The 21,305-nt window shown below is 58.0% G+C and carries 19 protein-coding genes and 1 CRISPR repeat array; of the genes, 10 read left to right on the top strand and 9 right to left on the bottom strand.

What is annotated here, in order from left to right; genetic code table 11:
- Window positions 1–130: 130 nt before the first annotated feature.
- Genes csy1 through cas6f form a run of 4 tightly spaced genes read left to right on the top strand, consistent with a single transcriptional unit; the run spans window position 131 to window position 4,085 of the window.
- Window positions 131–1,507, top strand: coding sequence for a type I-F CRISPR-associated protein Csy1 (csy1, locus tag BMX75_RS08875; protein ID WP_092827231.1), 1,377 nt, complete (start codon window positions 131–133; stop codon window positions 1,505–1,507).
- Entirely contained in the window at window positions 1,500–2,468 is a 969-nt protein-coding gene (gene csy2 / locus BMX75_RS08870) for a type I-F CRISPR-associated protein Csy2 (protein ID WP_092827229.1), read from the top strand. The genes csy1 and csy2 overlap by 8 nt, the downstream gene beginning before the upstream one ends.
- A gap of 15 nt (window positions 2,469–2,483) precedes the next feature.
- Window positions 2,484–3,512, top strand: coding sequence for a type I-F CRISPR-associated protein Csy3 (csy3, locus tag BMX75_RS08865; RefSeq protein WP_092827227.1), 1,029 nt, complete (start codon window positions 2,484–2,486; stop codon window positions 3,510–3,512).
- 3 nt (window positions 3,513–3,515) lie between these two features.
- Window positions 3,516–4,085: a type I-F CRISPR-associated endoribonuclease Cas6/Csy4 gene (gene cas6f, locus BMX75_RS08860; protein ID WP_092827225.1), complete on the top strand. Its 570-nt coding sequence runs from the start codon at window positions 3,516–3,518 to the stop codon at window positions 4,083–4,085.
- Between the two features lie 129 nt (window positions 4,086–4,214).
- A CRISPR array of direct repeats spans window positions 4,215–7,723; the repeat unit is 28 nt; unit sequence GTGCGCTGCCGCCCAGGCAGCTCAGAAA.
- Between the two features lie 69 nt (window positions 7,724–7,792).
- On the opposite strand, the gene BMX75_RS08855 is transcribed toward cas6f, so the two are convergent.
- Window positions 7,793–8,095, bottom strand: a complete 303-nt coding sequence (locus tag BMX75_RS08855; RefSeq protein WP_092827223.1) for a hypothetical protein — start codon at window positions 8,093–8,095, stop codon at window positions 7,793–7,795.
- A 55-nt stretch (window positions 8,096–8,150) separates the two neighbouring features.
- Window positions 8,151–9,086, bottom strand: a complete 936-nt coding sequence (locus BMX75_RS08850; protein WP_092827221.1) for an alpha/beta hydrolase — start codon at window positions 9,084–9,086, stop codon at window positions 8,151–8,153.
- Window positions 9,087–9,202: 116 nt separating this feature from the next.
- Here BMX75_RS08850 and BMX75_RS08845 point away from each other — a divergent pair, with 116 nt between their 5' ends.
- Entirely contained in the window at window positions 9,203–10,237 is a 1,035-nt protein-coding gene (locus BMX75_RS08845) for an acyltransferase family protein (protein WP_092827219.1), read from the top strand.
- On the opposite strand, the gene BMX75_RS08840 is transcribed toward BMX75_RS08845, so the two are convergent.
- Entirely contained in the window at window positions 10,234–10,806 is a 573-nt protein-coding gene (locus BMX75_RS08840) for a glycosyltransferase family protein (RefSeq protein ID WP_092827217.1), read from the bottom strand. The two genes, BMX75_RS08845 and BMX75_RS08840, sit on opposite strands and share 4 nt — an antisense overlap.
- A gap of 540 nt (window positions 10,807–11,346) precedes the next feature.
- Between BMX75_RS08840 and glnA the strand changes: the two genes are divergently transcribed.
- The 4 genes from glnA (at window position 11,347) to ntrC (ending at window position 16,064) form a co-directional block, all read left to right on the top strand.
- Window positions 11,347–12,753 carry a glutamate--ammonia ligase gene (glnA, locus tag BMX75_RS08835; protein WP_092827215.1) on the top strand — a complete coding sequence of 469 codons (1,407 nt, stop codon included), beginning with the start codon at window positions 11,347–11,349 and terminating at the stop codon, window positions 12,751–12,753.
- Between the two features lie 97 nt (window positions 12,754–12,850).
- The gene (locus tag BMX75_RS08830) at window positions 12,851–13,375 is read left to right on the top strand and encodes a DUF4124 domain-containing protein (RefSeq protein ID WP_092827213.1); all 525 of its coding nucleotides are present in this window, start codon (window positions 12,851–12,853) and stop codon (window positions 13,373–13,375) included.
- A gap of 206 nt (window positions 13,376–13,581) precedes the next feature.
- Complete coding sequence (glnL, locus tag BMX75_RS08825) at window positions 13,582–14,640, top strand: nitrogen regulation protein NR(II) (protein ID WP_092827434.1); 1,059 nt, start codon at window positions 13,582–13,584, stop codon at window positions 14,638–14,640.
- Complete coding sequence (gene ntrC / locus BMX75_RS08820; RefSeq protein ID WP_066316268.1) at window positions 14,637–16,064, top strand: nitrogen regulation protein NR(I); 1,428 nt, start codon at window positions 14,637–14,639, stop codon at window positions 16,062–16,064. The genes glnL and ntrC overlap by 4 nt, the downstream gene beginning before the upstream one ends.
- 22 nt (window positions 16,065–16,086) lie before the next feature.
- Here ntrC and BMX75_RS17950 read toward each other — a convergent pair whose 3' ends face one another.
- The 5 genes from BMX75_RS17950 to BMX75_RS08800 form a co-directional block, all read right to left on the bottom strand.
- The gene (locus BMX75_RS17950; RefSeq protein WP_139197158.1) at window positions 16,087–16,263 is read right to left on the bottom strand and encodes a DUF6435 family protein; all 177 of its coding nucleotides are present in this window, start codon (window positions 16,261–16,263) and stop codon (window positions 16,087–16,089) included.
- Between the two features lie 70 nt (window positions 16,264–16,333).
- A complete protein-coding gene (locus BMX75_RS08815) occupies window positions 16,334–16,882 on the bottom strand; it encodes a YqiA/YcfP family alpha/beta fold hydrolase (RefSeq protein ID WP_092827211.1) in 549 nt (182 codons plus the stop codon).
- A 7-nt stretch (window positions 16,883–16,889) separates the two neighbouring features.
- Window positions 16,890–17,021 (bottom strand): entericidin A/B family lipoprotein, encoded by a 132-nt coding sequence (locus BMX75_RS08810; RefSeq protein ID WP_092827209.1) that lies wholly within the window; start codon window positions 17,019–17,021, stop codon window positions 16,890–16,892.
- Between the two features lie 719 nt (window positions 17,022–17,740).
- Window positions 17,741–18,280 (bottom strand): phosphatase PAP2 family protein, encoded by a 540-nt coding sequence (locus BMX75_RS08805; protein ID WP_092827207.1) that lies wholly within the window; start codon window positions 18,278–18,280, stop codon window positions 17,741–17,743.
- Complete coding sequence (locus tag BMX75_RS08800) at window positions 18,243–19,406, bottom strand: glycosyltransferase family 4 protein (protein ID WP_092827205.1); 1,164 nt, start codon at window positions 19,404–19,406, stop codon at window positions 18,243–18,245. Before BMX75_RS08800 ends, BMX75_RS08805 begins: the two co-directional genes overlap by 38 nt.
- 183 nt (window positions 19,407–19,589) lie before the next feature.
- Between BMX75_RS08800 and BMX75_RS08795 the strand changes: the two genes are divergently transcribed.
- Window positions 19,590–20,255 carry an SDR family oxidoreductase gene (locus tag BMX75_RS08795; RefSeq protein ID WP_092827203.1) on the top strand — a complete coding sequence of 222 codons (666 nt, stop codon included), beginning with the start codon at window positions 19,590–19,592 and terminating at the stop codon, window positions 20,253–20,255.
- Here the strand turns inward: BMX75_RS08795 and BMX75_RS08790 are convergent.
- Complete coding sequence (locus tag BMX75_RS08790; protein WP_092827201.1) at window positions 20,241–21,305, bottom strand: sn-glycerol-3-phosphate import ATP-binding protein UgpC; 1,065 nt, start codon at window positions 21,303–21,305, stop codon at window positions 20,241–20,243. The genes BMX75_RS08795 and BMX75_RS08790 overlap by 15 nt on opposite strands.

Below are 21,305 nucleotides of genomic sequence, written 5' to 3'. Positions count from 1 at the left end.
GACTTGGAAATTGTGAGCATAAGCCTACAAATTGTTGGTCTTCTTCAGACCAAAGAATACTGAAGGTGTGATCGCTGTGATTTATCATCATTTCTATGCCAGCAGGGTGAAATAACCAAAAGGAAAACGTATGGCAAATAATAGCAGAGCAGCAGAAATTCGCTCTGGGATCGAAGCCTTCCTGAAAGAGCGCTTCGACACCAAAGCGGAAAAGCTAGCTCCCGATGACCCGAAATACCAAGCACTGGTTGAGCAGTTCCAATTCGATACCTGGGTCAACGATGCGGCAAGGCGCGTTGGTCAACTACAAGTCGTCACCCACTCGCTAAAACCTATCCATCCCGATGCCAAAGGCTCCAATCTTTACGCCCCACCCGAATCGCTACATGCTCACAACTTAGTGGGTAGTCATGTGTTACCCGCTGATTTTGCGGGTGATGTCGTTGGGAACGCCGCAGCCTTAGATGTTTATAAGTTCTTGAAGCTACAGTTCGAAGGAAAATCGCTGCTTGAGCGTGCTCTAGAAAACGATAGCGAGTTTGCCAAAGCGTTAAGTGATAACCCCGAACAAGCCCAGGCGTGGATCAATGCCTTTGCGGCGATTACCGAACCGCGTGGCGAGCACGCCTCACATACCCGCGGCAAACAGCTCTACTGGCTGGTGGGTGATGATGCCGCAGAGCTAGAAAATGACGCCGATAACTTCCGTTTGCTAGCCCCGCTCTATGCCACCTCGTTGGCCCATCGTGTATTTCAAACCATTAACCATGACCGCTTTAGCGAAGAGGCCAAAGGCTCACGCAAAGCCAAGCGGGAAGGTAAATACGCCGAGCAATCCTTGCATAGCTACCCCAATTTAGCTGTACAGAAAATGGGCGGCACCAAGCCGCAAAATATCTCGCAGCTTAATAGCGAGCGGGGCGGTAACAACTACTTGTTGGCATCGCTTCCGCCTAGTTGGAATGTACGTGATATTCGCCCGCCACTAAAAGTCGCCTCTGTGTTTTCTCATCCTGGGGTATTTGGCAGCCGCTCAGAAGTGCGCTCCCTGGTTAAAGACCTCAAGCACTTTCTGGAGACCAACCCCTCCACGGATATGCATACCCGAGATCTGCGCGATGACTACACGGCCATGCTGATGGACGAGCTAGCGCTGTTTGCCATGCAGATGCATAGCCTACCTGCGGGTTGGAGCGACGATGAAAAATGTGAACTGGTCGCCGAAGAAGCCTTCTGGCTAGATCCTGGCCGTGCCGAGGAAGACGCTGCTTTTCGTGAGGCGCGCAACAGAGAGGAGTGGGCTGATGACATTCGCCACCGTTTTGCTAATTGGCTCAACGCAGCGTTGGGTGAAAAACTCCCATTAGGCGATGTGGAATTTCGTCACTGGCAGAAAACACTGGCGAAAGATGCTACCCATCAACGCCTGCAGGGTCGTGACCGTCAATGGATGGAAAGCCTAATGGAAGATTTACACAACCTGCCAGGAGGTGATGACGATGAGTGAAGTGAAAAACCTCCTAGTCTTGCCGCGCCTGCGAGTGCAAAACGCCAACGCCATTTCCAGCCCAATGACCTGGGGCTTTCCTGCCATGAGTGCTTTTGTGGGCTTGATGCACGCCCTGGAACGCAAGCTCTTTTCGGCAGGTATCAATGTGTCGCTTAGTAACGTCGGCGTTATTTGCCACGACTTTGAAGCCCAGGCCACCGAAGGCGGCTACATTCGTGGTTTTCACCTAACCCGTAATCCGGTGGATAAAACCGGCGGCACGGCCGCGATTGTAGAAGAAGGGCGCGTCCATCTTGATATCACCCTGATCTTCTCAATTGATAGTGCTGCTACAGAAAGTGAGCATGAGGATATTGCCTATCAAATTGGTGAAATTGTATCGGGCATGCGTATTGCCAGTGGCAGCGTTATCCCTAACCGCGCCGTGCCAAGCCACAAGCAACGCCCGCAATGGGTCACGTTTGATGACGATGAAGAAGAGCGGCAAAAGCAGTTCGCGCGCCTAAAACGGCGCTGGTTGCCGGGCTTTGCGTTAACTCTGCGCGATGACTATCTCACCGAGCACCTGCAAACGCTGCAACAGCAAAACCCGGAAGCCAGTTTGCTGGATGCATGGCTAGACCTTTCTCGGCTCAATCACTATTCCACTCTGGAAAATGAAGGTGAATCCAACGAGAAGCCCGTTTGGCAGGCACAGCGCCCCTATCGTGGCTGGTTAGTACCGATTCCGGTGGGCTATGGCGCTATTTCCGATCTTTTTAATCCTGGAGAAGTGGCCAACGCCCGGGATACCAAAACTAAGTTTCGCTTTGTCGAAAGCCTCTACTCCATCGGTGAATGGGTCAGCCCCCACCGCATGAAACAACCGGAAGACCTGCTTTGGTACGTTGATAACGACGAAGAAGCGGGACTTTACCGACTCAATAATGATTACCACCTTCGCGCCACTGCACAGTAAACCAGGAGCTTTATCATGGCTAAAAACGATACCCTTAAAACCGCTTCCGTCCTCGCCTTTGAGCGTAAGCTCGACCCTTCTGACGCACTGCTTTACGCTAGCAATTGGGAGAAGCGGGAAGATGAACAGCAGTGGCAGCCGGTAGAAGTGCGTGAAAAATCGGTGCGCGGCACTATCTCAAACCGCTTGAAGGCCAAAGACCAAGACCCCGCCAAGCTAGATGCCGCAATTGAAAACCCCAACCTGCAAACAGTGGACGTCGCCACGCTGCCCCACGATGCGGACACCTTAGTTACTCGTTTTACGCTGCGCGTATTAGCGGGCGCCGGAACGCCCTCTGCCTGTAATAACGCCGAGTACCAAGCCAAGTTGGAGCAGGCAGTTGCCGAATATAAACAAGCACAGGGTTTCGGCGAGCTGGCGCATCGCTATGCCAATAACCTCGCCAATGGTCGCTTTCTGTGGCGTAACCGCATGGGTGCAGAGCAAGTCGAGGTCAGTGTTCGCCAGTTGTCCCAAGGCAAAACCACCAAAGAGTGGACATTTGATGCCCTGTCGCTCTCGTTGCGGGCTTTCGAGGACACTACCGAGCTTAAAGAACTCGCCAGTGTGATTGGCTCAGCGCTGGCGGGTGAACAACAGCACCTGCTGCTTGAAGTGGTCGCCTATGCGCGCGTTGGCAGCGGCCAGGAGGTGTTCCCCTCGCAAGAATTGATTCTCGAGCGGGGGCGGGGCGATAAGAGCAAAACGCTTTATCACGTTAGCAAGATTGCCGGTATTCACTCGCAGAAACTGGGCAACGCCATTCGTACCATCGACACCTGGTACCCCAATGAGAACGATGAAGACTTAGGCCCTATTGCTGTTGAGCCGTATGGCTCAGTGACCACGCAGGGCAAAGCGTACCGCCAGCCCAAGCAGAAAGCGGATTTCTATTCACTCCTGGATAACTGGATGATCAAGGATCAAGTGCCTACGAAGGAAGATCAGCACTTTGTTATGGCGACCCTGATTCGCGGCGGTGTATTCGGCGAAGCGGGGTAAACCATGGATCACTATATCGACATTCGTTTACGGCCCGACCCTGACTTTGCCCCGGCAATGTTAATGGGCGCGCTTTATAACAAGCTGCACCGGGCGCTGTTTGATTTACAGGCCGAAGATGTAGGTGTCAGTTTCCCTGGCCATAAGCACGGTGTACGCGCTCGCACACTGGGTGATCACCTTCGCTTGCATGGCACGCAAGCGCGTTTGCAGCAGCTAATGAGTGCAGATTGGCTAACCGGCATGCGCGATCACACCCAGGTTAGCGAAGTGCTTACGGCGCCTGCTAGTGCTCAGCACATCAATGTGGCGCGTAAGCAGTTTAATACGGGCAGCGAAAGCCGGGCCAAACGTTACGCCAAACGGCATGATATCTCGGAAGACGAAGCGCGGAAGCTTTATGCCAAGCTGGCAGAACGGCGTATTGAGCTTCCCTTCGTGCAGATCAATAGTCGTTCTACCCAGCAGCGTTTCAGCCTGTTTATTGAACATGGCAAACCAGCCGCGTCTGCCACGGAGGGCGAGTTCAGCCATTACGGACTAAGCCCTAACGCCACGGTGCCCTGGTTTTGACCCTTTTTTTCAGTGATCAAATAGGACACCAATAATCAACCACTTAGCGGTATCGCTCCGAAAAGGGTGATACCGCTTTTTTCGGCTAAAGCTCTTTAACAATCAGTACATTAATTTTGATATGCTCTAGTGCGCTGCCGCCCAGGCAGCTCAGAAACATTTACGACCGCCATTGCGCGATTGCTCCAGGTGCGCTGCCGCCCAGGCAGCTCAGAAAAGACGCCATCTTGAACTTCTTCGATGAACTCGGTGCGCTGCCGCCCAGGCAGCTCAGAAAGGCCACCAACAACAGTGACCCGATGACTGACTGTGCGCTGCCGCCCAGGCAGCTCAGAAAGGCGTGCTACTATCATTCTCAGTTACGAGGATGTGCGCTGCCGCCCAGGCAGCTCAGAAATCACCGCTGATGGTCATGGTCAGCGGGTTGTTGTGCGCTGCCGCCCAGGCAGCTCAGAAAAGAAGCCTGACCGCACCGGTACAGGCACGCTAGTGCGCTGCCGCCCAGGCAGCTCAGAAAAGGGAGACGACGCATGATCATTCAAGCGGGCAGTGCGCTGCCGCCCAGGCAGCTCAGAAATTGCGCATCGACAAGTGGGCTGACACGCGACAGTGCGCTGCCGCCCAGGCAGCTCAGAAAACCTGACCCACCGCACTGTCACTCGGAATGGTGTGCGCTGCCGCCCAGGCAGCTCAGAAATGACTCCAACTGCGTGAACATCTCCTTCTCGAGTGCGCTGCCGCCCAGGCAGCTCAGAAATGACGGTGAATGGTGATATCGGTTGCAGTGGCGTGCGCTGCCGCCCAGGCAGCTCAGAAACTGTTCCTGAGTCACTACACCAAGCCGCTGCGGTGCGCTGCCGCCCAGGCAGCTCAGAAATGACAGGCTTGCTGAGCGCGTCATGGAGCTGGGTGCGCTGCCGCCCAGGCAGCTCAGAAAACTCACCCCGGTGTTCGCGTCGGGCAATCTCCGTGCGCTGCCGCCCAGGCAGCTCAGAAACGTGTATGTGCAGGACAGTGACGCGATCCGTCGTGCGCTGCCGCCCAGGCAGCTCAGAAACGTAATAGATCGCCTCAATGAAGTCGATGAACGTGCGCTGCCGCCCAGGCAGCTCAGAAAATGCCGCCCGGAACGCTGAAGTCGTCGTCGGCGTGCGCTGCCGCCCAGGCAGCTCAGAAATTCGACATCACCGCCGGCGACGCCGGCCAGTCGTGCGCTGCCGCCCAGGCAGCTCAGAAACTGGCCACCGGCCTCGAGGAGAAGGCGCTGCTGTGCGCTGCCGCCCAGGCAGCTCAGAAAAGCGACACCAGCCGCGAATCCGCCAAGGATCGGTGCGCTGCCGCCCAGGCAGCTCAGAAAAATGAGCAGCGTCAGGGTCGCCACTACACAGCGTGCGCTGCCGCCCAGGCAGCTCAGAAACTCGAACGTTCTGCAGCGCGATCCTGTGCTCCTGTGCGCTGCCGCCCAGGCAGCTCAGAAAGAGAGGTAACAACGCCGCCGCTGGTAACGATTGTGCGCTGCCGCCCAGGCAGCTCAGAAAGTTACGCCAATGGCGGCAAGCGCTGAGCCGACGTGCGCTGCCGCCCAGGCAGCTCAGAAAACACAGACGCTTGAAAATCGCGCACCATTTCAGTGCGCTGCCGCCCAGGCAGCTCAGAAATGACGCCGCGCCTTCTCAATCAGCGCGTCCAGGTGCGCTGCCGCCCAGGCAGCTCAGAAATGTCATCCATGTGCCACATCCGGCAGGATGATGTGCGCTGCCGCCCAGGCAGCTCAGAAAGGGTGCAAGTTCGACACACCGACGATGACCCTGTGCGCTGCCGCCCAGGCAGCTCAGAAAACCGGTGCCGAGGACTACGAAAAGCAGACCGAGTGCGCTGCCGCCCAGGCAGCTCAGAAATAGAGGTGGTCCTGTTTGGGCATACAGGTTACGTGCGCTGCCGCCCAGGCAGCTCAGAAATCTGGCGTGAATTGCGGATAACGGATAGCTGTGTGCGCTGCCGCCCAGGCAGCTCAGAAAAGCACGCGATAATCGGTAACGGTTCCGTCTTCGTGCGCTGCCGCCCAGGCAGCTCAGAAATAGCTGGCACGCCATACATTAGACACATTGACGTGCGCTGCCGCCCAGGCAGCTCAGAAAGCCCAGCGCCAGGCAATGATGGAACAGCAGGCGTGCGCTGCCGCCCAGGCAGCTCAGAAAAATATACGGGCCTCTTTTGGCCATACCGTTGGGTGCGCTGCCGCCCAGGCAGCTCAGAAACAGCGGCACCGCCCGTAATGCTTGGAATTGGTGTGCGCTGCCGCCCAGGCAGCTCAGAAAACGAGCTTGCCAGGGGTTGCCTCGACTCCTGTGTGCGCTGCCGCCCAGGCAGCTCAGAAATCAACGCCGCCCAGCAAAAACGAATTGCCCGAGTGCGCTGCCGCCCAGGCAGCTCAGAAAACGCTAAAAAGGGTGACATTGAGTGTGGCGACGTGCGCTGCCGCCCAGGCAGCTCAGAAAACGGCGCTTTGACTGACGCACTTCTGCACCCTGTGCGCTGCCGCCCAGGCAGCTCAGAAATGATTACGGCATGCCCACGATGTGGACGTACCGTGCGCTGCCGCCCAGGCAGCTCAGAAACACAGCAACGTGTACATAGGCGCGCAGCACCGGTGCGCTGCCGCCCAGGCAGCTCAGAAAAAAAAGCATGGATTGATCAAAGAAACCAACATGTGCGCTGCCGCCCAGGCAGCTCAGAAAAAACGCCGATATCGTTAGCCCTTGAAGCCCTTGTGCGCTGCCGCCCAGGCAGCTCAGAAAAACATGGGGACGCATAACCCCATCGGCGACCGGTGCGCTGCCGCCCAGGCAGCTCAGAAACGATCCCACTCCACCAACTGCGCCGCTTTTGCGTGCGCTGCCGCCCAGGCAGCTCAGAAAACTGCATCACGCTATCAGGGGATACAACGGCAGTGCGCTGCCGCCCAGGCAGCTCAGAAATATGGGGCGTGGCGTCGCATGCCATGGCGTACGTGCGCTGCCGCCCAGGCAGCTCAGAAACTTGCCAATGCAAGGTAACGCTTTACGCAGAGGTGCGCTGCCGCCCAGGCAGCTCAGAAAGAATGCCCGTTGTGAGTAGTCAGGGCTATACGGTGCGCTGCCGCCCAGGCAGCTCAGAAATTTTACCCATCTATAGACAGTCTGTGGCTTAAGTGCGCTGCCGCCCAGGCAGCTCAGAAATGCTGGCTTCACAGAGATCGCCCGGTTTGAAAGTGCGCTGCCGCCCAGGCAGCTCAGAAATGAAACATGATCTCCTCGTCGCCCGAGAAGTCGTGCGCTGCCGCCCAGGCAGCTCAGAAAAACCCTGGCACTTGTCCGAGCTGGCAGGGTTCGTGCGCTGCCGCCCAGGCAGCTCAGAAAGAGAAGGCCGAGCGTGAGCGTCTGGCACGGGAGTGCGCTGCCGCCCAGGCAGCTTAGAAAGCCGCTCCTGGTGCCGCTGAAGTGCAGCGACGGTTAACTGCCGCTCAGGCAGCTTAGAAAGAACGCACCTTGTCCAGTGGTGCTGCCTGAGAGCTCGCTGCCGTGCAGGCAGCTCAGAAACATAGCACGTTGCGCAGGGCTTTGCGGGCAGCGCTCGCTGCCGTGCAGGCAGCTCAGAAAATGGCGTGTAGGCGTTACCTTTGTCGGTATCGCTCGCTGCCGCCCAGGCAGTCTGCCAGGTTAATAAATCTACTCCTCCGGACTCGGCTCCATAGCGCGCTTGTCATCGGGTAGGCGGACGGTGTCGCCTTTTTGGAGCTTGCCGCGGCTGTCGAGGCGTTGGCCTTGGGCGTTGATGATGGCGACGACGTCACCAATGCTGACGGCATCGTCTTCACGGTAGCTGCGAACGTCAACGCGTACCGAACAGCCCTGGTATCGAGCAGAGATGATATCGCCGGTCTGCGGCGTGGGGTTGGCGTTGGGGTCCCTGGCGTAGAGCCGGGTAACGCTGGCGCTGCCTGGCTCGTCCCACTCAATGTGTCGATGCATTGCAAACTCCTTCTTTATAATGCGTTGCACGGGAATGTCATTTTTCTAGCGTAGTCTATTCGTTGGCTTCGTTGCGTTTGGGGTCATCAACGTGCTGAAACATGAAGTTAAGCGCCGCGGGCAGGCTGGCCCGCCAGACTTTCCAGGTGTGGCCGCCGGGGTAAAGGTCCATGTGCACTGAGGTGGGTTGTATCTTTTCCATGGCCTGGCGCAGCTGGCGCGCGTGAAACTCGGCGTCGTAGACATCATTGCGCCCTGCACTGATATACATGGGAACGTGAGGCACGTCGCTACGTTCTGCCGCGGGGCGGGGCGTCACTTTAATGCGGTAGTCCTCAAGGTGCGCGGTATAGTTCAACTGCTGCCAGAGCTGGCGGTCGAATTCGCCCTGTTCATCAAGAAAGGCAGGGTGGCGGTTGGCCGAGGAGTTGCTGGGTGGAACAGGCACATAGCTCGCGGGGCTGAGCGCGGCGACGGCGGCGAAAAGGTCGGGGCGTTCCAGGGCGAAGTTAACCGCGCCAAACCCGCCGGCCGAGAGCCCGCCCACGCCGCGCATCGAGCGCTCGTCGCCCACGCGGTAGTGTTCTTCCACATGAGGCATGAGGTCGTCGAAAAAGGCGCTGCGGGCTGCTTGGTTGTGACCGTCGACCCACCAACTGCGGCTGCCGGGCATGATGAAGACGCTGGGCGGAATGTGCCCGGCGCGAATCAGCCGGTCAGCAGTCTGCTGCAAATTACCCTTGGCCAGCCAGTCACGTTCGTTACCAAACGAGCCGTGCAATAGGTAAACCACGGGGTAGACCGTATCGCTGTTTTCGGCATAACCATCAGGCAGGTAAACCGTGTAGGGGTAGGGGGCACCAAGCGTCGGTGAATCGAAGTGATGCCGCTCCACGCTGCTGGCGAGAGCGGTTGAAGTGGCCGCCAACAGGCCCGCGAATAAACCGAACAGGCTGATGAACGCGAACCGCCAAAAGGGGCGTTTCCTCATGAGCACCTCATCTGTCGGGAATTATCGTGTTCTGCCGGGGTCGGACAGCTCACGGAGTGGGATGTTCAAAGCGCTTATGCATTAGCTTAGCGCAACACAACGTGGCGGGAGGGTTCATGCAAAAAGTGGAAGAAATCTTCTGGCTGAGAGCGTACGGCTGTATCGCCGTTTTTTTATTCCACTTGATGGACCAGGTTAACAACTACGTCGACAACCTCGTCACCGATTTCATGCGTATCCCCATGGTATTGGGGACGCCGATTTTCCTGTTTATTTCAGTCTTTGTATTCGCCGTTCGCTACGATAAAGCGGTACCTGATGGGTTTATACGCCAGCGGGTCAAATACGTCATGCTGCCGTATTTCGTGTATGGATTTATCTATTCAACGGCGGAGTGGGTGACCCGGTGGGCAGAAGGTGATCCGGTCAACTTCTGGGCCAATGCCGTTGAGTATTTTGTCTATGCGGGCTGGCACGGTTATTTCCTGATCATTGCGATGCAGTTTTATGTCGGCTATTGGCTGTTTACCCGCTTGCGCCTCTGGCGGGTCAATCCGATGCCGTGGTTCTGGCTATCCTGCTTGATCAGCATGGCTTACTGGGGAACGGCTTACTGGCAGGGCGTCAAGCCGCCGGGGTATCTGCTCTGGGTGGCGCCGTTGGGCTGGCTGTACCTATTTTTCCTGGCGTTGGTACTCGTGCGTTACTACCCGCTGGCGCCTAATGGCGACAAAGATCAGCGGCCGCTCTGGATGAAGTACCTGGCCCACCCGCTCTGCCTGGGTCTGTTCGTGCTTGGTGTTTGCGTGGCAACACTTGCCCGCTTGCCGGACTTTACCTCGAAAGAGGTCTGGGTCATTCCGTTCTTTGTGCTGTTTACCCTCTGCGCGACGCGTCAACTGAAGGGCTATACCGCGCCGAACTGGGTCCGCCAGATCAATGTGTATTCGTTTGGCATCTATCTGGCGCATCCGATGTTTTTTATTGCCACCGACCTGGTCATCGCGCCGTTATCGCTGCCCATCGTGGTGTACGCTGCGATTCTTGCGCTGGTGAGCATGATCGGCTGCATCGTGCTAAGCAAAGTGGTCAATACGTCCCGAATCGGGTCGATGATGTTTGGCAAGCAATTGAAGGTGGCAGCGCGCTAGGCGACCCCTGGCGAGGCGGTGTCGTTGCTGGTCAGGGTGTGGATGCGGGTCGGGCAGGCGTGCAGTCGCTGGAGGAAATCGTGTAGAGCGCTGCGGTCGAGGTCGGGGTCGAATCCCCCCAGGCGCTCCAACCAGGTTCGTCGAACCGCTATGTAGGGCGGCGATTGCAGGGCCGAGGCCAAAAAACGTTGCAACAAGCGTGCGGGCAGGGTGGGCTCAGTGGAGCCGAGCACGACGGCATCCACGGCGTAACTATCCAGCATGGGGAGCATCGCCATCCAAAGGGTGACCGGCAAGGCCGTGGCGTGCAGGGCAAATACCAGCCATTCGGCCTGGCTGGCAGAGGCGGCATGGTTAAGGCGTGCCCCAAGGGCGGTGCCTGGCAGGGTGGTGTACTGTGCGTCGAAGCGTTGCGCCATCTGCGTGAGCCGGGGGTCGTTATTCCGACTGGTCACCTTGAGTGTGCAAAGGGTGTGGTTGGCGGCGGTGGCTTGGTAAATGGTGTGAAGGTGGCGAGGCAATTGGGCACCCGTTACGCAGGTGTCAACGATAAAGCAGACCGACTTCATGGGGTGTCCTCCGGCCTATGTACGTAGTTTTTTTGCTTATTGTAACTAATTGTGTTGAAAAGTTTAATATAGTATCTATTGTTTGGCGCGCAAGCAAATTATGCGACGGGCCGGGTTTTACTCCAGTGCGCACCATTTATGTGCATAAAGCTTCATTTTTGTGCTTTTTTGGTGCGCCAAAAGGTCTTGTAGGGACGTGTGTTGGCCGCCTCGTTTGAAATGCAACATGAAGTGGCACAAAGCTGATTTTAAAAATTATTTAAAAACAAAAAGTTGCTATTTATTTATGCCATATTGGTGCAGAAGTGGCACGCAATCTGCATTATCCACAGCAGCGGCTATGTAGGTCATAGGCAACTCGCCTTGCGGCGTGCTACAACATTAGCCGGTTTCTATCGCTAGACGTTCTGTTGATTGCAACGGACAAACGTTGAGTGAATAAGCAAGGCAGGCGTGCCATGATGCACGCGACATGTCGAACAACATTTACTGGTAGCTTACTGTCATTAGCTTTAAGCCACGCTCATACCGGAGGACACTATGTCAGCCAAGACTCTCGCGCTAATTGAAGAGCATGATGTTAAGTGGGTAGACCTGCGTTTCACCGACACCCGCGGTAAAGAGCAGCACGTGACCGTGCCCGCCCGCGATGTCGACGAAGAGTTTTTCGAAAACGGTCAGATGTTCGATGGTTCGTCCATCAACGGCTGGAAGGGCATCAACGAATCCGACATGATTCTGCGTCCGGAAGACGGTACTGCCTATCTTGACCCCTTCACCGAAGATGCCACCCTGGTGCTCCGCTGCGACATCATCGAGCCGGCCACCATGCAGGGCTATGACCGTGACCCACGCTCCATTGCCAAGCGCGCTGAGGCGTACCTGCAGTCAACCGGTCTTGGTGACACTGCTTTCTTTGGTCCTGAGCCCGAATTCTTCATCTTTGACGAAGTCCACTGGAAATCCGACATCCAGGGCGCCATGTACAAGATCACCTCTGAAGAGGGTGCATGGGCCACGGACAGTCAGGTAGAAGGCGGCAACCTGGGTCACCGCCCGCGTATCAAAGGCGGTTACTTCCCGGTTCCTCCGGTCGACAGCTTCCACGATATCCGCGGTGCCATGTGTAACACCCTGGAAGCGATTGGCCAGTCGGTGGAAGTTCACCACCACGAGGTGTCCAACGCCGGTCAGAACGAAATCGGCGTGAAGTTCAACACGCTGGTGAAGAAAGCCGACGAAGTCCAGGAAATGAAGTACGTCATCCACAACGTAGCGCATGCCTATGGCAAGACGGCCACCTTCATGCCGAAGCCGCTGGTAGGCGATAACGGCTCGGGCATGCACGTTCACCAGTCGTTCTGGAAAGACGGTACCAACCAGTTCGCGGGTGATGAGTACGCGGGTCTTTCTGAAATGGCGCTTTACTACATTGGCGGCATCATCAAGCACGCCCGTGCCCTGAACGCCTTCACCAACGCCTCGACCAACTCGTACAAGCGTCTGGTACCTGGCTTCGAAGCCCCGGTCATGCTGGCCTACAGTGCCCGTAACCGTTCGGCGTCCATCCGTATCCCGTATACCGCCAGCCCGAAAGGCAAGCGCGTTGAAACCCGCTTCCCTGACCCGACAGCCAACCCGTACCTGGCCTTTGCGGCCATGCTGATGGCCGGTATCGACGGCATCAAGAACAAGATCCATCCTGGCGATGCCATGGACAAGAACCTGTACGACCTGCCGCCGGAAGAAGGCAAGGCCGTGCCGACCGTGGCGAGCAGCCTTGATCAGGCGCTGGAAGCGCTGGACACCGACCGTGCCTTCCTCACCGAAGGCGGCGTGTTCACCGACGAAATGATCGATGCCTACATCGAGCTCAAGATGGAAGACGTGGAGCGTATTCGCATGACCACGCACCCGGTCGAGTTTGATATGTACTATAGCTGTTAAGAACGACAGCTGCTAAGAACAGCTGCTAATCTCACCGATGTGGTGCAGATAAGCCTAAACCCCGCCACGGCGGGGTTTTTTTGTTAAAGGGGGGCATATGTCGCGTAAGGCGTTAGTGGCGCAGGCAAGGGGCTGGGGCATGGGCCTGGTGCTGGTCGCATGGGTGAATATCACGGCTGCATCGTCAACCGTCTATCGAGTGGTCGATGAACACGGCAATGTCACCTTTTCCGACACCCCGAGCGAGGGCGGCGAAGCGCTTGAGCTGGCGCCGCTGCCGGGGCTGCCAAGCGAATACGCGCAGCTGCCTAATAAGTCACCGGCCACCTCGCCTGGCCAGCCCTTCATGCCTTACGACCGCTTCCAGATTCGCTCGCCAAGCGCTGGTGCCGAGGTGGGGGCCGCCACGCCGGTCATGCTCAGCATTGTGCCCCGGTTACGCGATGACCATCGGGTGCAGCTGCGGGTGAATGGCGAGATCAGCCAGTCGGCGCTGCACAGCGATGTGTTCTGGCTGGCGAACTTGCCCGCCGGTCGGCATCGGCTTCAGGCTGAGTTGTTGGATAGCCAGGGTCGGCGGCAGCACCGCACAACCGCGGTGACGATTGTGGTGGCAGAATAGCGCTAATGCGCCATTATGGTGCATGCGATGGCTGGAGGCGTCGATGGCCTGCGCTAAAACGGCTCGCCATGCACCGCCACACGGCGCAAGTGACGTGCAAATCAGCGCGCTGGCGCATTTGGCGCGCTTTTTGCAGTTCTCTCTACATCTTTCCAGCGGAAGGTTGACCCAAGATAATGGACGAGGCGACTTTGCAAGACACCACCATGCACCAGCGTTTACTTGAACACCTCACCACGGCGGTGCTGCTGCTGGACGGCCGCCTTAATGTGCGCTGGATGAACCCTGCCGCCGAGGCGTTGTTTGCCGTGAGTCTGAGCCGAGTACAGGGGATGAGCCTTGACGGAATGCTGGGCGGTGATGAAAGCATCGACGAAGTGCTGGCCAAGGCCCGCGACGCCTTTCATCCCTTTACCCAACGCGAGGCGCGGATTTCGCCGCTGAATAGCGATCCGCTCACCGTCGACTATACGGTGACACCGCTCTCCGACATGGAACTGCTGCTGGAAGTGGAGCCCCGCGACCGGCTGATGCAGATTTCCCGCGAGGAAGCGCTCACCACCCGCCAGGAAACCATCAAGGTACTGGCCCGTGGCCTTGCTCACGAAGTCAAAAACCCGCTGGGCGGTATTCGCGGCGCGGCGCAGTTGCTGGAGCGCGACCTGGATAACCCGGCGTTGCGTGAATTTACCCATATCATCGTCGAGGAAGTGGACCGGCTACGGGACATGGTGGATTCCATGCTGGGGCCCAACTACATCGTCAAGCACGAGCCGGTCAATATTCACAAGGTGCTCGAACGCGTGCGTTCATTGCTGATCGCCGAGCACCCCTGGGTGGATATTCAGCGCGATTACGATCCCAGCCTGCCGGACCTGTTCGGCGATGAAGCACAGATGATCCAGGCGGTACTGAACGTGGCCCGCAATGCGGTCCAGGCCATGGGCGATGCCGAGACGCCGACGCCGACCCTGGTACTGCGCACGCGCGCACGCCGCCAGTTTACGCTGGGTGCCGAGCGTCATCGTCTGGTCAGCGAGGTGGGCATTATCGACAACGGTCCGGGCATTCCCGGCACCCTGCAGGAAACCCTGTTTTACCCGATGGTCTCGGGCCGTGCCGAAGGCAGCGGACTGGGACTGTCGATCGCCCAATCAATTTTGCACCAACATCAAGGGCTGATCGAATGCGACTCACGCCCGGGGCGCACCGAATTTCGTTTATTGATTCCCTTGGTTATTAATGTCACCGGAGAAGCGTCATGACAGAGCCTGCCCGTAATGATGTTGCGCGGGTCGTCATTGTTGACGATGACCGTGCGATTCGCTGGGTACTTGAACGTGCGCTGGCGCAACCCGACCTCGAGGTTGAATGTATCGAGCGTGCCGACACGGCCCTTTCCCGCTTGCTTGAGAGTCCGCCGGATGTCCTGGTTACCGATATTCGCATGCCGGGAATCGATGGCCTGGACCTGATGGCCCGGGTACGCGAGGCCCACCCCGACTTGCCGGTCATCGTGATGACCGCGCACTCGGACCTGGACAGTGCGGTGGCGTCCTACCAGGGCGGTGCCTTCGAGTATCTGCCCAAGCCGTTTGACGTTGATGAGGCGCTGGCGCTGGTGCGTCGTGCCATTGCACATGCTCGCGAACGCCAGCGCCCGGTCACGGTACCGGAGGGGCTCAACGCCGAAATTATCGGTGAAGCCCCTGCCATGCAGGAGGTGTTCCGGGCGATCGGACGGCTATCCCACTCGCACATTACCGTGCTGATCAACGGTGAGTCGGGGACCGGTAAAGAACGTGTTGCCGAGGCGCTGCATCAGCACAGCCCGCGCCAGGGCAAGCCGTTCATCGCGCTGAACATGGCGGCGATTCCCCGGGACTTGATCGAGTCCGAGCTGTTCGGCCATGAGAAAGGGGCCTTTACCGGTGCCACCTCACAGCGCCAGGGGCGCTTTGAACAGGCCAATGGCGGTACGCTGTTTCTGGATGAGATTGGCGATATGCCAGCTGAAACCCAGACGCGCCTGCTGCGCGTACTGGCCGACGGCGAGTTCTACCGCGTTGGGGGGCACACCCCGACCAAGGTCGACGTGCGGATTATCGCGGCCACCCACCAGAACCTGGAATCCCTGGTCGACGACGGGCGCTTCCGGGAAGACTTGTTTCACCGCTTGAACGTCATTCGCATCCACTTGCCGAAACTGGCCGAGCGGCGTGAGGATATCCCCAGGCTGACGAGTCATTTTCTGGCCGAAGCGGCCAAAGAGCTGTCCACGGATGTGAAGGTGTTGACCCCCGAAGCGGAAGCGCATCTAACCCGCCTGCCTTGGCCGGGTAATGTTCGCCAGTTGGAAAACATCTGCCGCTGGCTGACGGTGATGGCCTCGGGACGAGAAGTGCTGGTGGAGGATTTGCCAGCAGAGCTGCGCTCACCCAGCGCCTCTGAGTCCAGCGCCCACGGCGATTGGCGCAGCGCTTTTCGCGACTGGGCGGATCACGCCTTGGCAGAGGGCCATACCCATTTGCTGGAAGAGGCGGTGCCGGACTTTGAGCGCATCTTGATAGAAACCGCACTCAAGCATACCGGCGGACGTAAGGGCGAGGCAGCAGAGCTGTTGGGCTGGGGGCGCAATACGCTGACCCGTAAGCTGAAGACGCTGTTACCTGCGCTGGCGGACGAGTAGCTGAAACGACCACCAGGCGTTGCTACTTGTCTGCTTTTTTAAGGCGCTCTATTTCAGCGAGCAGCGCATCGGCTTCTTCCGTCAAGGTGGCGTTCGCTCGCATGTCACCGTTGCGGGAAGCTTCCATGGCGGCTTGCAGCTTGCGTTCGTAGTCTTGCTGTAGCTTCTTTTTAGGGTCGCGCTTGAAAAGGCCAAACATGGACGCTCTCCTTCTGTGTGTACATTGTTTGTACACCTTTGGAGAGTGTTTGTCTAATGTCGTGAGACCTTTAACGGCGTGAACAGGCGATCGAGCGGGCGTGCAATACGGCGCTGCATCGCATCAGGAAGGCGTCGAAGTCGCTGAGCAGGGTATCTAGGCTTTCGTGGAGGCGATGATCGTCATCCAGCATGCGCAGTGACAGCTGCTGATGTTCGGCCCAGTCAATGACGGGGCGAGGTGGGATCACATCATCCTGCCAGCCGTGAATGACGTGAGTGCAGCTGGCTTGGAGCGTGGGGGCGGTTTCCGGATAATGCGGCAGCCCGATGGCTGGGGCCAATAAAAAGCAGCCCAACACGGGCTGCTGCGAACTGACCGCTGCGCTCAGCCAGCCGCCCAGGCTTGAACCGGCAAAAACGCAGCCTTCAGGGTCATCACCCCGGGTCTCCAGCGTCGCCAGCAGGTGCTGAAGGCGCTGTTGCGGGTCGGGCTGGTCACGGTAATCCATCACCACGGCCTCACAGTCGTCGAGCTTTTCGGCAATGCCTTTCAGCGCCTGCATTTTCAGCGCCCCGGGGCCGCTTTCCAGACCGTGTGACAGGTAGACCGTTAGCATAATGTGATTAGCTCGCTGATCGCTGGATGGCTTCTCCACCTCGCTCGATGTCTTCGCCTGCACCACGCATGGTATTGCAGCCGCTAACGAGGAGCAGAACAGTGGTGCATAGAATGGCAATGGCTGTGACGCGTTTCATGGAAGCCTCCTTACTCAGGCAGATCGTGATATCAGCTAGATTAGCAAAGGTTTGCCGTTTAGCCACACCGCCAGTATGTACCTCTTTTGTCATATCACCATGCTGTTTTGTCGCATGTGCCATTACGCTACATGTTTTTTGTGCCATCGGCGCGATGAGTGGCCCATGTCGGTATAATCTAAGTCCATGATTTAAATTAATTTTGTCTCTTTTTAAGCCTGATTGGCCTGATGTCTGCTCCATTAGCATTACATGCGAAATGTCATGGATGCTTTTTTATTCGCATGGATAAACCTCACTGTTATCAACGTCAAGGCAGTTGGTCAGTGTTGTTAAACAGGAAGTGGAAAGTTATGTCACAGGAAATTGGAAGTTGTATTGGAAAGCTGTATTGCAAAGTCGTTACGTAGCAAGGTTGCTCTCGTGTTGGAAGGTAATAGGAAGGTAGTCGTCAGCTAGAAGGTAATGGGTAGGAAGTTACAGCAGTCGAAACATCAGTAGTTGAAAGGTAAAGCGGGTCAGGGGAGTGTCGCAGTAGTAAAAGGAAGGCAGGAAGCCAATTGATAATGAATGGAACATTCAAAGGAATGGGCACTCCCCGCTTTAGCGTAAGGATGCGCTAAACATCAGCGTCATGGAATGGCGACGATGCGAAATGACCACCTTGTTCCGGCGAGGTGGTTTTTTTGCGTCTGGACGATCACCCATCGCTGGACTGGCTAGCCCATCAGGTAAAGGCTGAGCAGCGCAAAGCCATAGCCCATGGCACCCCCGGCGATAACATCGCTTGTGTAGTGCAGGCCCAGGCCAACCCGGGAGATCGCAATCAGCATCGCCAAGGGGATGGCCACAGGCAATAACCAAGGGGTGTGAGCGGCGACCAAGACGCTGAACATCACGGCGTGCATGGTATGCCCGCTGGGGAAGCTATAGCGATCCCGGGCCGGTGCGTTGCATTGAATACCGTTGCGATAAGTAATATACGGCCGCTCACGGCACAGGCGGGTTTTCACCAACCGGTAAATGGCGATGGCGATGATGGCGATCAGGGTGTACTGCAGCATTCGCCAGGCGCCGTCAGTCTGAAGCCAGGGTTGCGCCAGGATCAGCAGCACCCAGACCGGCCAATCACCCAACCGGCTGGCGGCCTGGAGGGTCAGTCGCCAGGGCCGGTAGAGCGATAGGCGCGACACGCGTTGGCAAAACTGCCATTCCAGCAAATCAAGACGATCGAATACGACGAGGGGACGGGGTCGCATGATAAGCCTCCTGGGCCTTTAGAAGATAATCAAGAAACTGCCGGGCAATTCCCGCCCAGCTCTGCTCGAGGGCTTTCAGCCGGGCGAGCCGACTGTACTTGGCATAGTCTGCCGGGTGTTGGCATAGCGTCACCGCCGCCTGACAAAAGGCCGCAGCGTCGTTGATGGGCACGGTAATGCCGTTGTAGCCGCTCTGGATCAGCTCGGCGCTGGCCGCGTGCCGATAGGCCACCACGGCGAGCCCGCTGGCCATGGCCTCACTGACCACGTTGCCCCAGGTTTCGGAAAGCGAGGGGAAGATGAACAGGTCGGCGCTTGCGTAATGCCGGGCAAGCGCGTCGGGGTCAATAAAACCGGTAAAATGCACATCCGGGAGCGCGCTTTCAAGCTGAGCCTTGGCAGGGCCATCGCCCACGATCACATGGGCCATGTCGGGGCGGACGCTGCGCATGGCGTGATAGGTTTCCTGTAGCAACGCGAGGTTTTTCTCGGCGGCGAGCCGCCCGACATAAAGCGCCACTGGCTGATGGTCACTCACCCCCCAGGCACGGCGTAATTCAGGGTCGCGATGGGCGGGCGAAAAACGCTCACCATCGATGCCGCGCGACATCACCGCGACGTCGTTGATGCCTTGCTGGCGAAGTTGGCTGGCCTGCAGTTGGGTCGGCACCAGGGTCAAGCCGCAACCGTTATGGAAATAGCGCAAATAGCGGCGGGTGGCCGAAGCGAGCCAGGGAACGCCGTAATCGCCACAGTAGTGGTCGAAATTGGTGTGCCAGCCCGCCACCAGCGGAATGCCCATTTGGCGTGCCGCCAGGCGTGCCGACCAGCCCAGCGGGCCTTGGGTGGCCAGGTAAATCACATCGGGGCGCTGGGCTTTCCAGAACTTGCGCAAGGTCGCGGGGCGGCAAAAGCCCACCTGTACGTCGCGGTAGCCCGGGATGGCAAAGCGCGGTACCTGCAGTTCGGCCAGTGCCTGAGGGGCCTTGGCGGCAAGCGGGGGCTTTGGCCGAATCACATCAATACGTACCTGATGGCGGTCAAGCTCGCGGCTAAGCCGACTCAAGGTGTGCGCGACACCATTGATTTCCGGTGCCCATGTTTCACTGACGATGCAAAGCCGCATGTGCGATCCGCCCTCTTGTCCATTTATGCAGAGTGTGGGCGGCAGGCATGACATGACTAAGACAGACAGGTGAACAAGCGATGACAGCAAGGCACCTGTCAGCGTTTAAAGACGGCCAGCCTAAGGGTTGTGCAAGGATGTACCATGTCGCCGTGAGTCGTGTTCCATCAATGGGAGTTACAGATGAAATCAACGGTGTTAATCACGGGGGCCAACCGGGGTGTCGGGCTGGCGCTGGCAGCGCATTATGCTGATGAAGGCTATCGCGTTATCGGTGTTTGCCGTCAGTCATCCGACGCGCTGGCGCGTGTGGCCGATCAGGTGATCGAGTCGACGGATGTCACTCAGCCTGATGATGTTGCCCGCCTTGCCAAGACCCTGAAAGGCCAGACGTTGGACTTGCTTATCAACAATGCCGGACTGCTGCGCGATGAATCACTGGGCAGCCTTGATTTCGACAGTATTCGCGAGCAGATGGAAATCAATGCCTATGCGCCGCTACGGGTGGCGGAGGCACTGCTGCCCAATCTCGCCAAAGGCAGCAAGATCGCCAACATCACCAGCCGCATGGGATCCATCGCGGATAACGACTCGGGCGGCCGCTATGGGTACCGTGCGTCCAAGGCGGCGCTCAATGCCTTTGGTAAATCCCTGGCGATGGATTTAAAACCACGCGGCATTGCCGTGGCTCAACTGCATCCCGGCTATGTGCAAACGCGCATGGTCAATTTTGGTGGATTTATCAGCCCGCAGGATGCCGCGCTTGGCATTGCCGCGCGGATCGAGGCATTGACCCTCGACACCAGCGGCGGGTTTTGGCACAGCAACGGCGAGTCACTCCCCTGGTGATGGCGTGCGCTGCCCCGTGGCGCTGTTGAACGGATGCAGCGCGTCGCGGGGCACGTAGAACCGCAGCGTTTCGCCCTCGGCCACCGGCGGCTGGCCGGAGACACGGATGACCGTGGGTTGGTCACTACCCGCGAGGTTTACATACAGGTGGCTCTCGGCCCCGGCGGCTTCAAACAGCGCAAGCGTTGAGTCGACGGTCAAGTGAGGCGCTTCGGGCGGCGCTAAGTGCATATCATCCGGGCGAATGCCGACGGTATCGGTGCCGTCGGGCAGGTTATCCAGCAGGCCACTCGCGCCCTGTGTTTTCAGGTAATCCACCTTCAGCATGTTCATGGCGGGGGAGCCGATAAATCCGGCCACAAACATGGTCGCGGGGCGGGCATAGATCTCCATGGGCGTGCCCACCTGCTCGATCTGTCCGGCGTTGAGCACCACCAGGCGGTCACCCAGGGTCATGGCTTCAAGCTGGTCGTGGGTGACATACAGGCTGGTGGTTTTCAAACGCCGCTGTAGCTGCTTGATCTCGACACGCATCTGCACGCGCAGCTTGGCATCCAGGTTGGAGAGGGGCTCGTCGAACAGAAAGGCGGCCGGGTCCCGCACCAGCGCGCGGCCCATGGCGACACGCTGGCGCTGGCCACCGGAGAGCTTGCGTGGTTTGCGCTCAAGAAACTCCTCGATTTCCAGCATTTTGGCGGCAACGTGAACGCGCTGATCAATCTCGTCTTTTTTGAAGCCGCGGTTTTTCAGGCCATACGCCAGGTTGTTGTACACCGTCATGTGCGGGTAGAGGGCGTAGTTCTGGAACACCATGGCGATGTCGCGTTCGGCGGGTTCGAGCTTATTGACCACCCGGTCACCGATTTTGAGCGTGCCGTCGGTGATGGTTTCAAGCCCGGCCACCATGCGTAGCAGGGTGGATTTGCCGCAGCCGGAAGGCCCGACCAGCACGACAAACTCGCCGTCTTCGATCTGCAGGTCAACGCCTTTGACCGCCCGGACATCGCCGCTATAGGTTTTCGTTATTCCCTCCAGAGTAATGCTGGCCAT

The organism is Vreelandella subterranea (assembly GCF_900111305.1).
GTDB classification, from domain to species: Bacteria; Pseudomonadota; Gammaproteobacteria; order Pseudomonadales; family Halomonadaceae; genus Vreelandella; species Vreelandella subterranea.
Note: the sequence above shows the minus strand (reverse complement) of the source record. Positions and strands in the feature narration are given on the sequence as shown.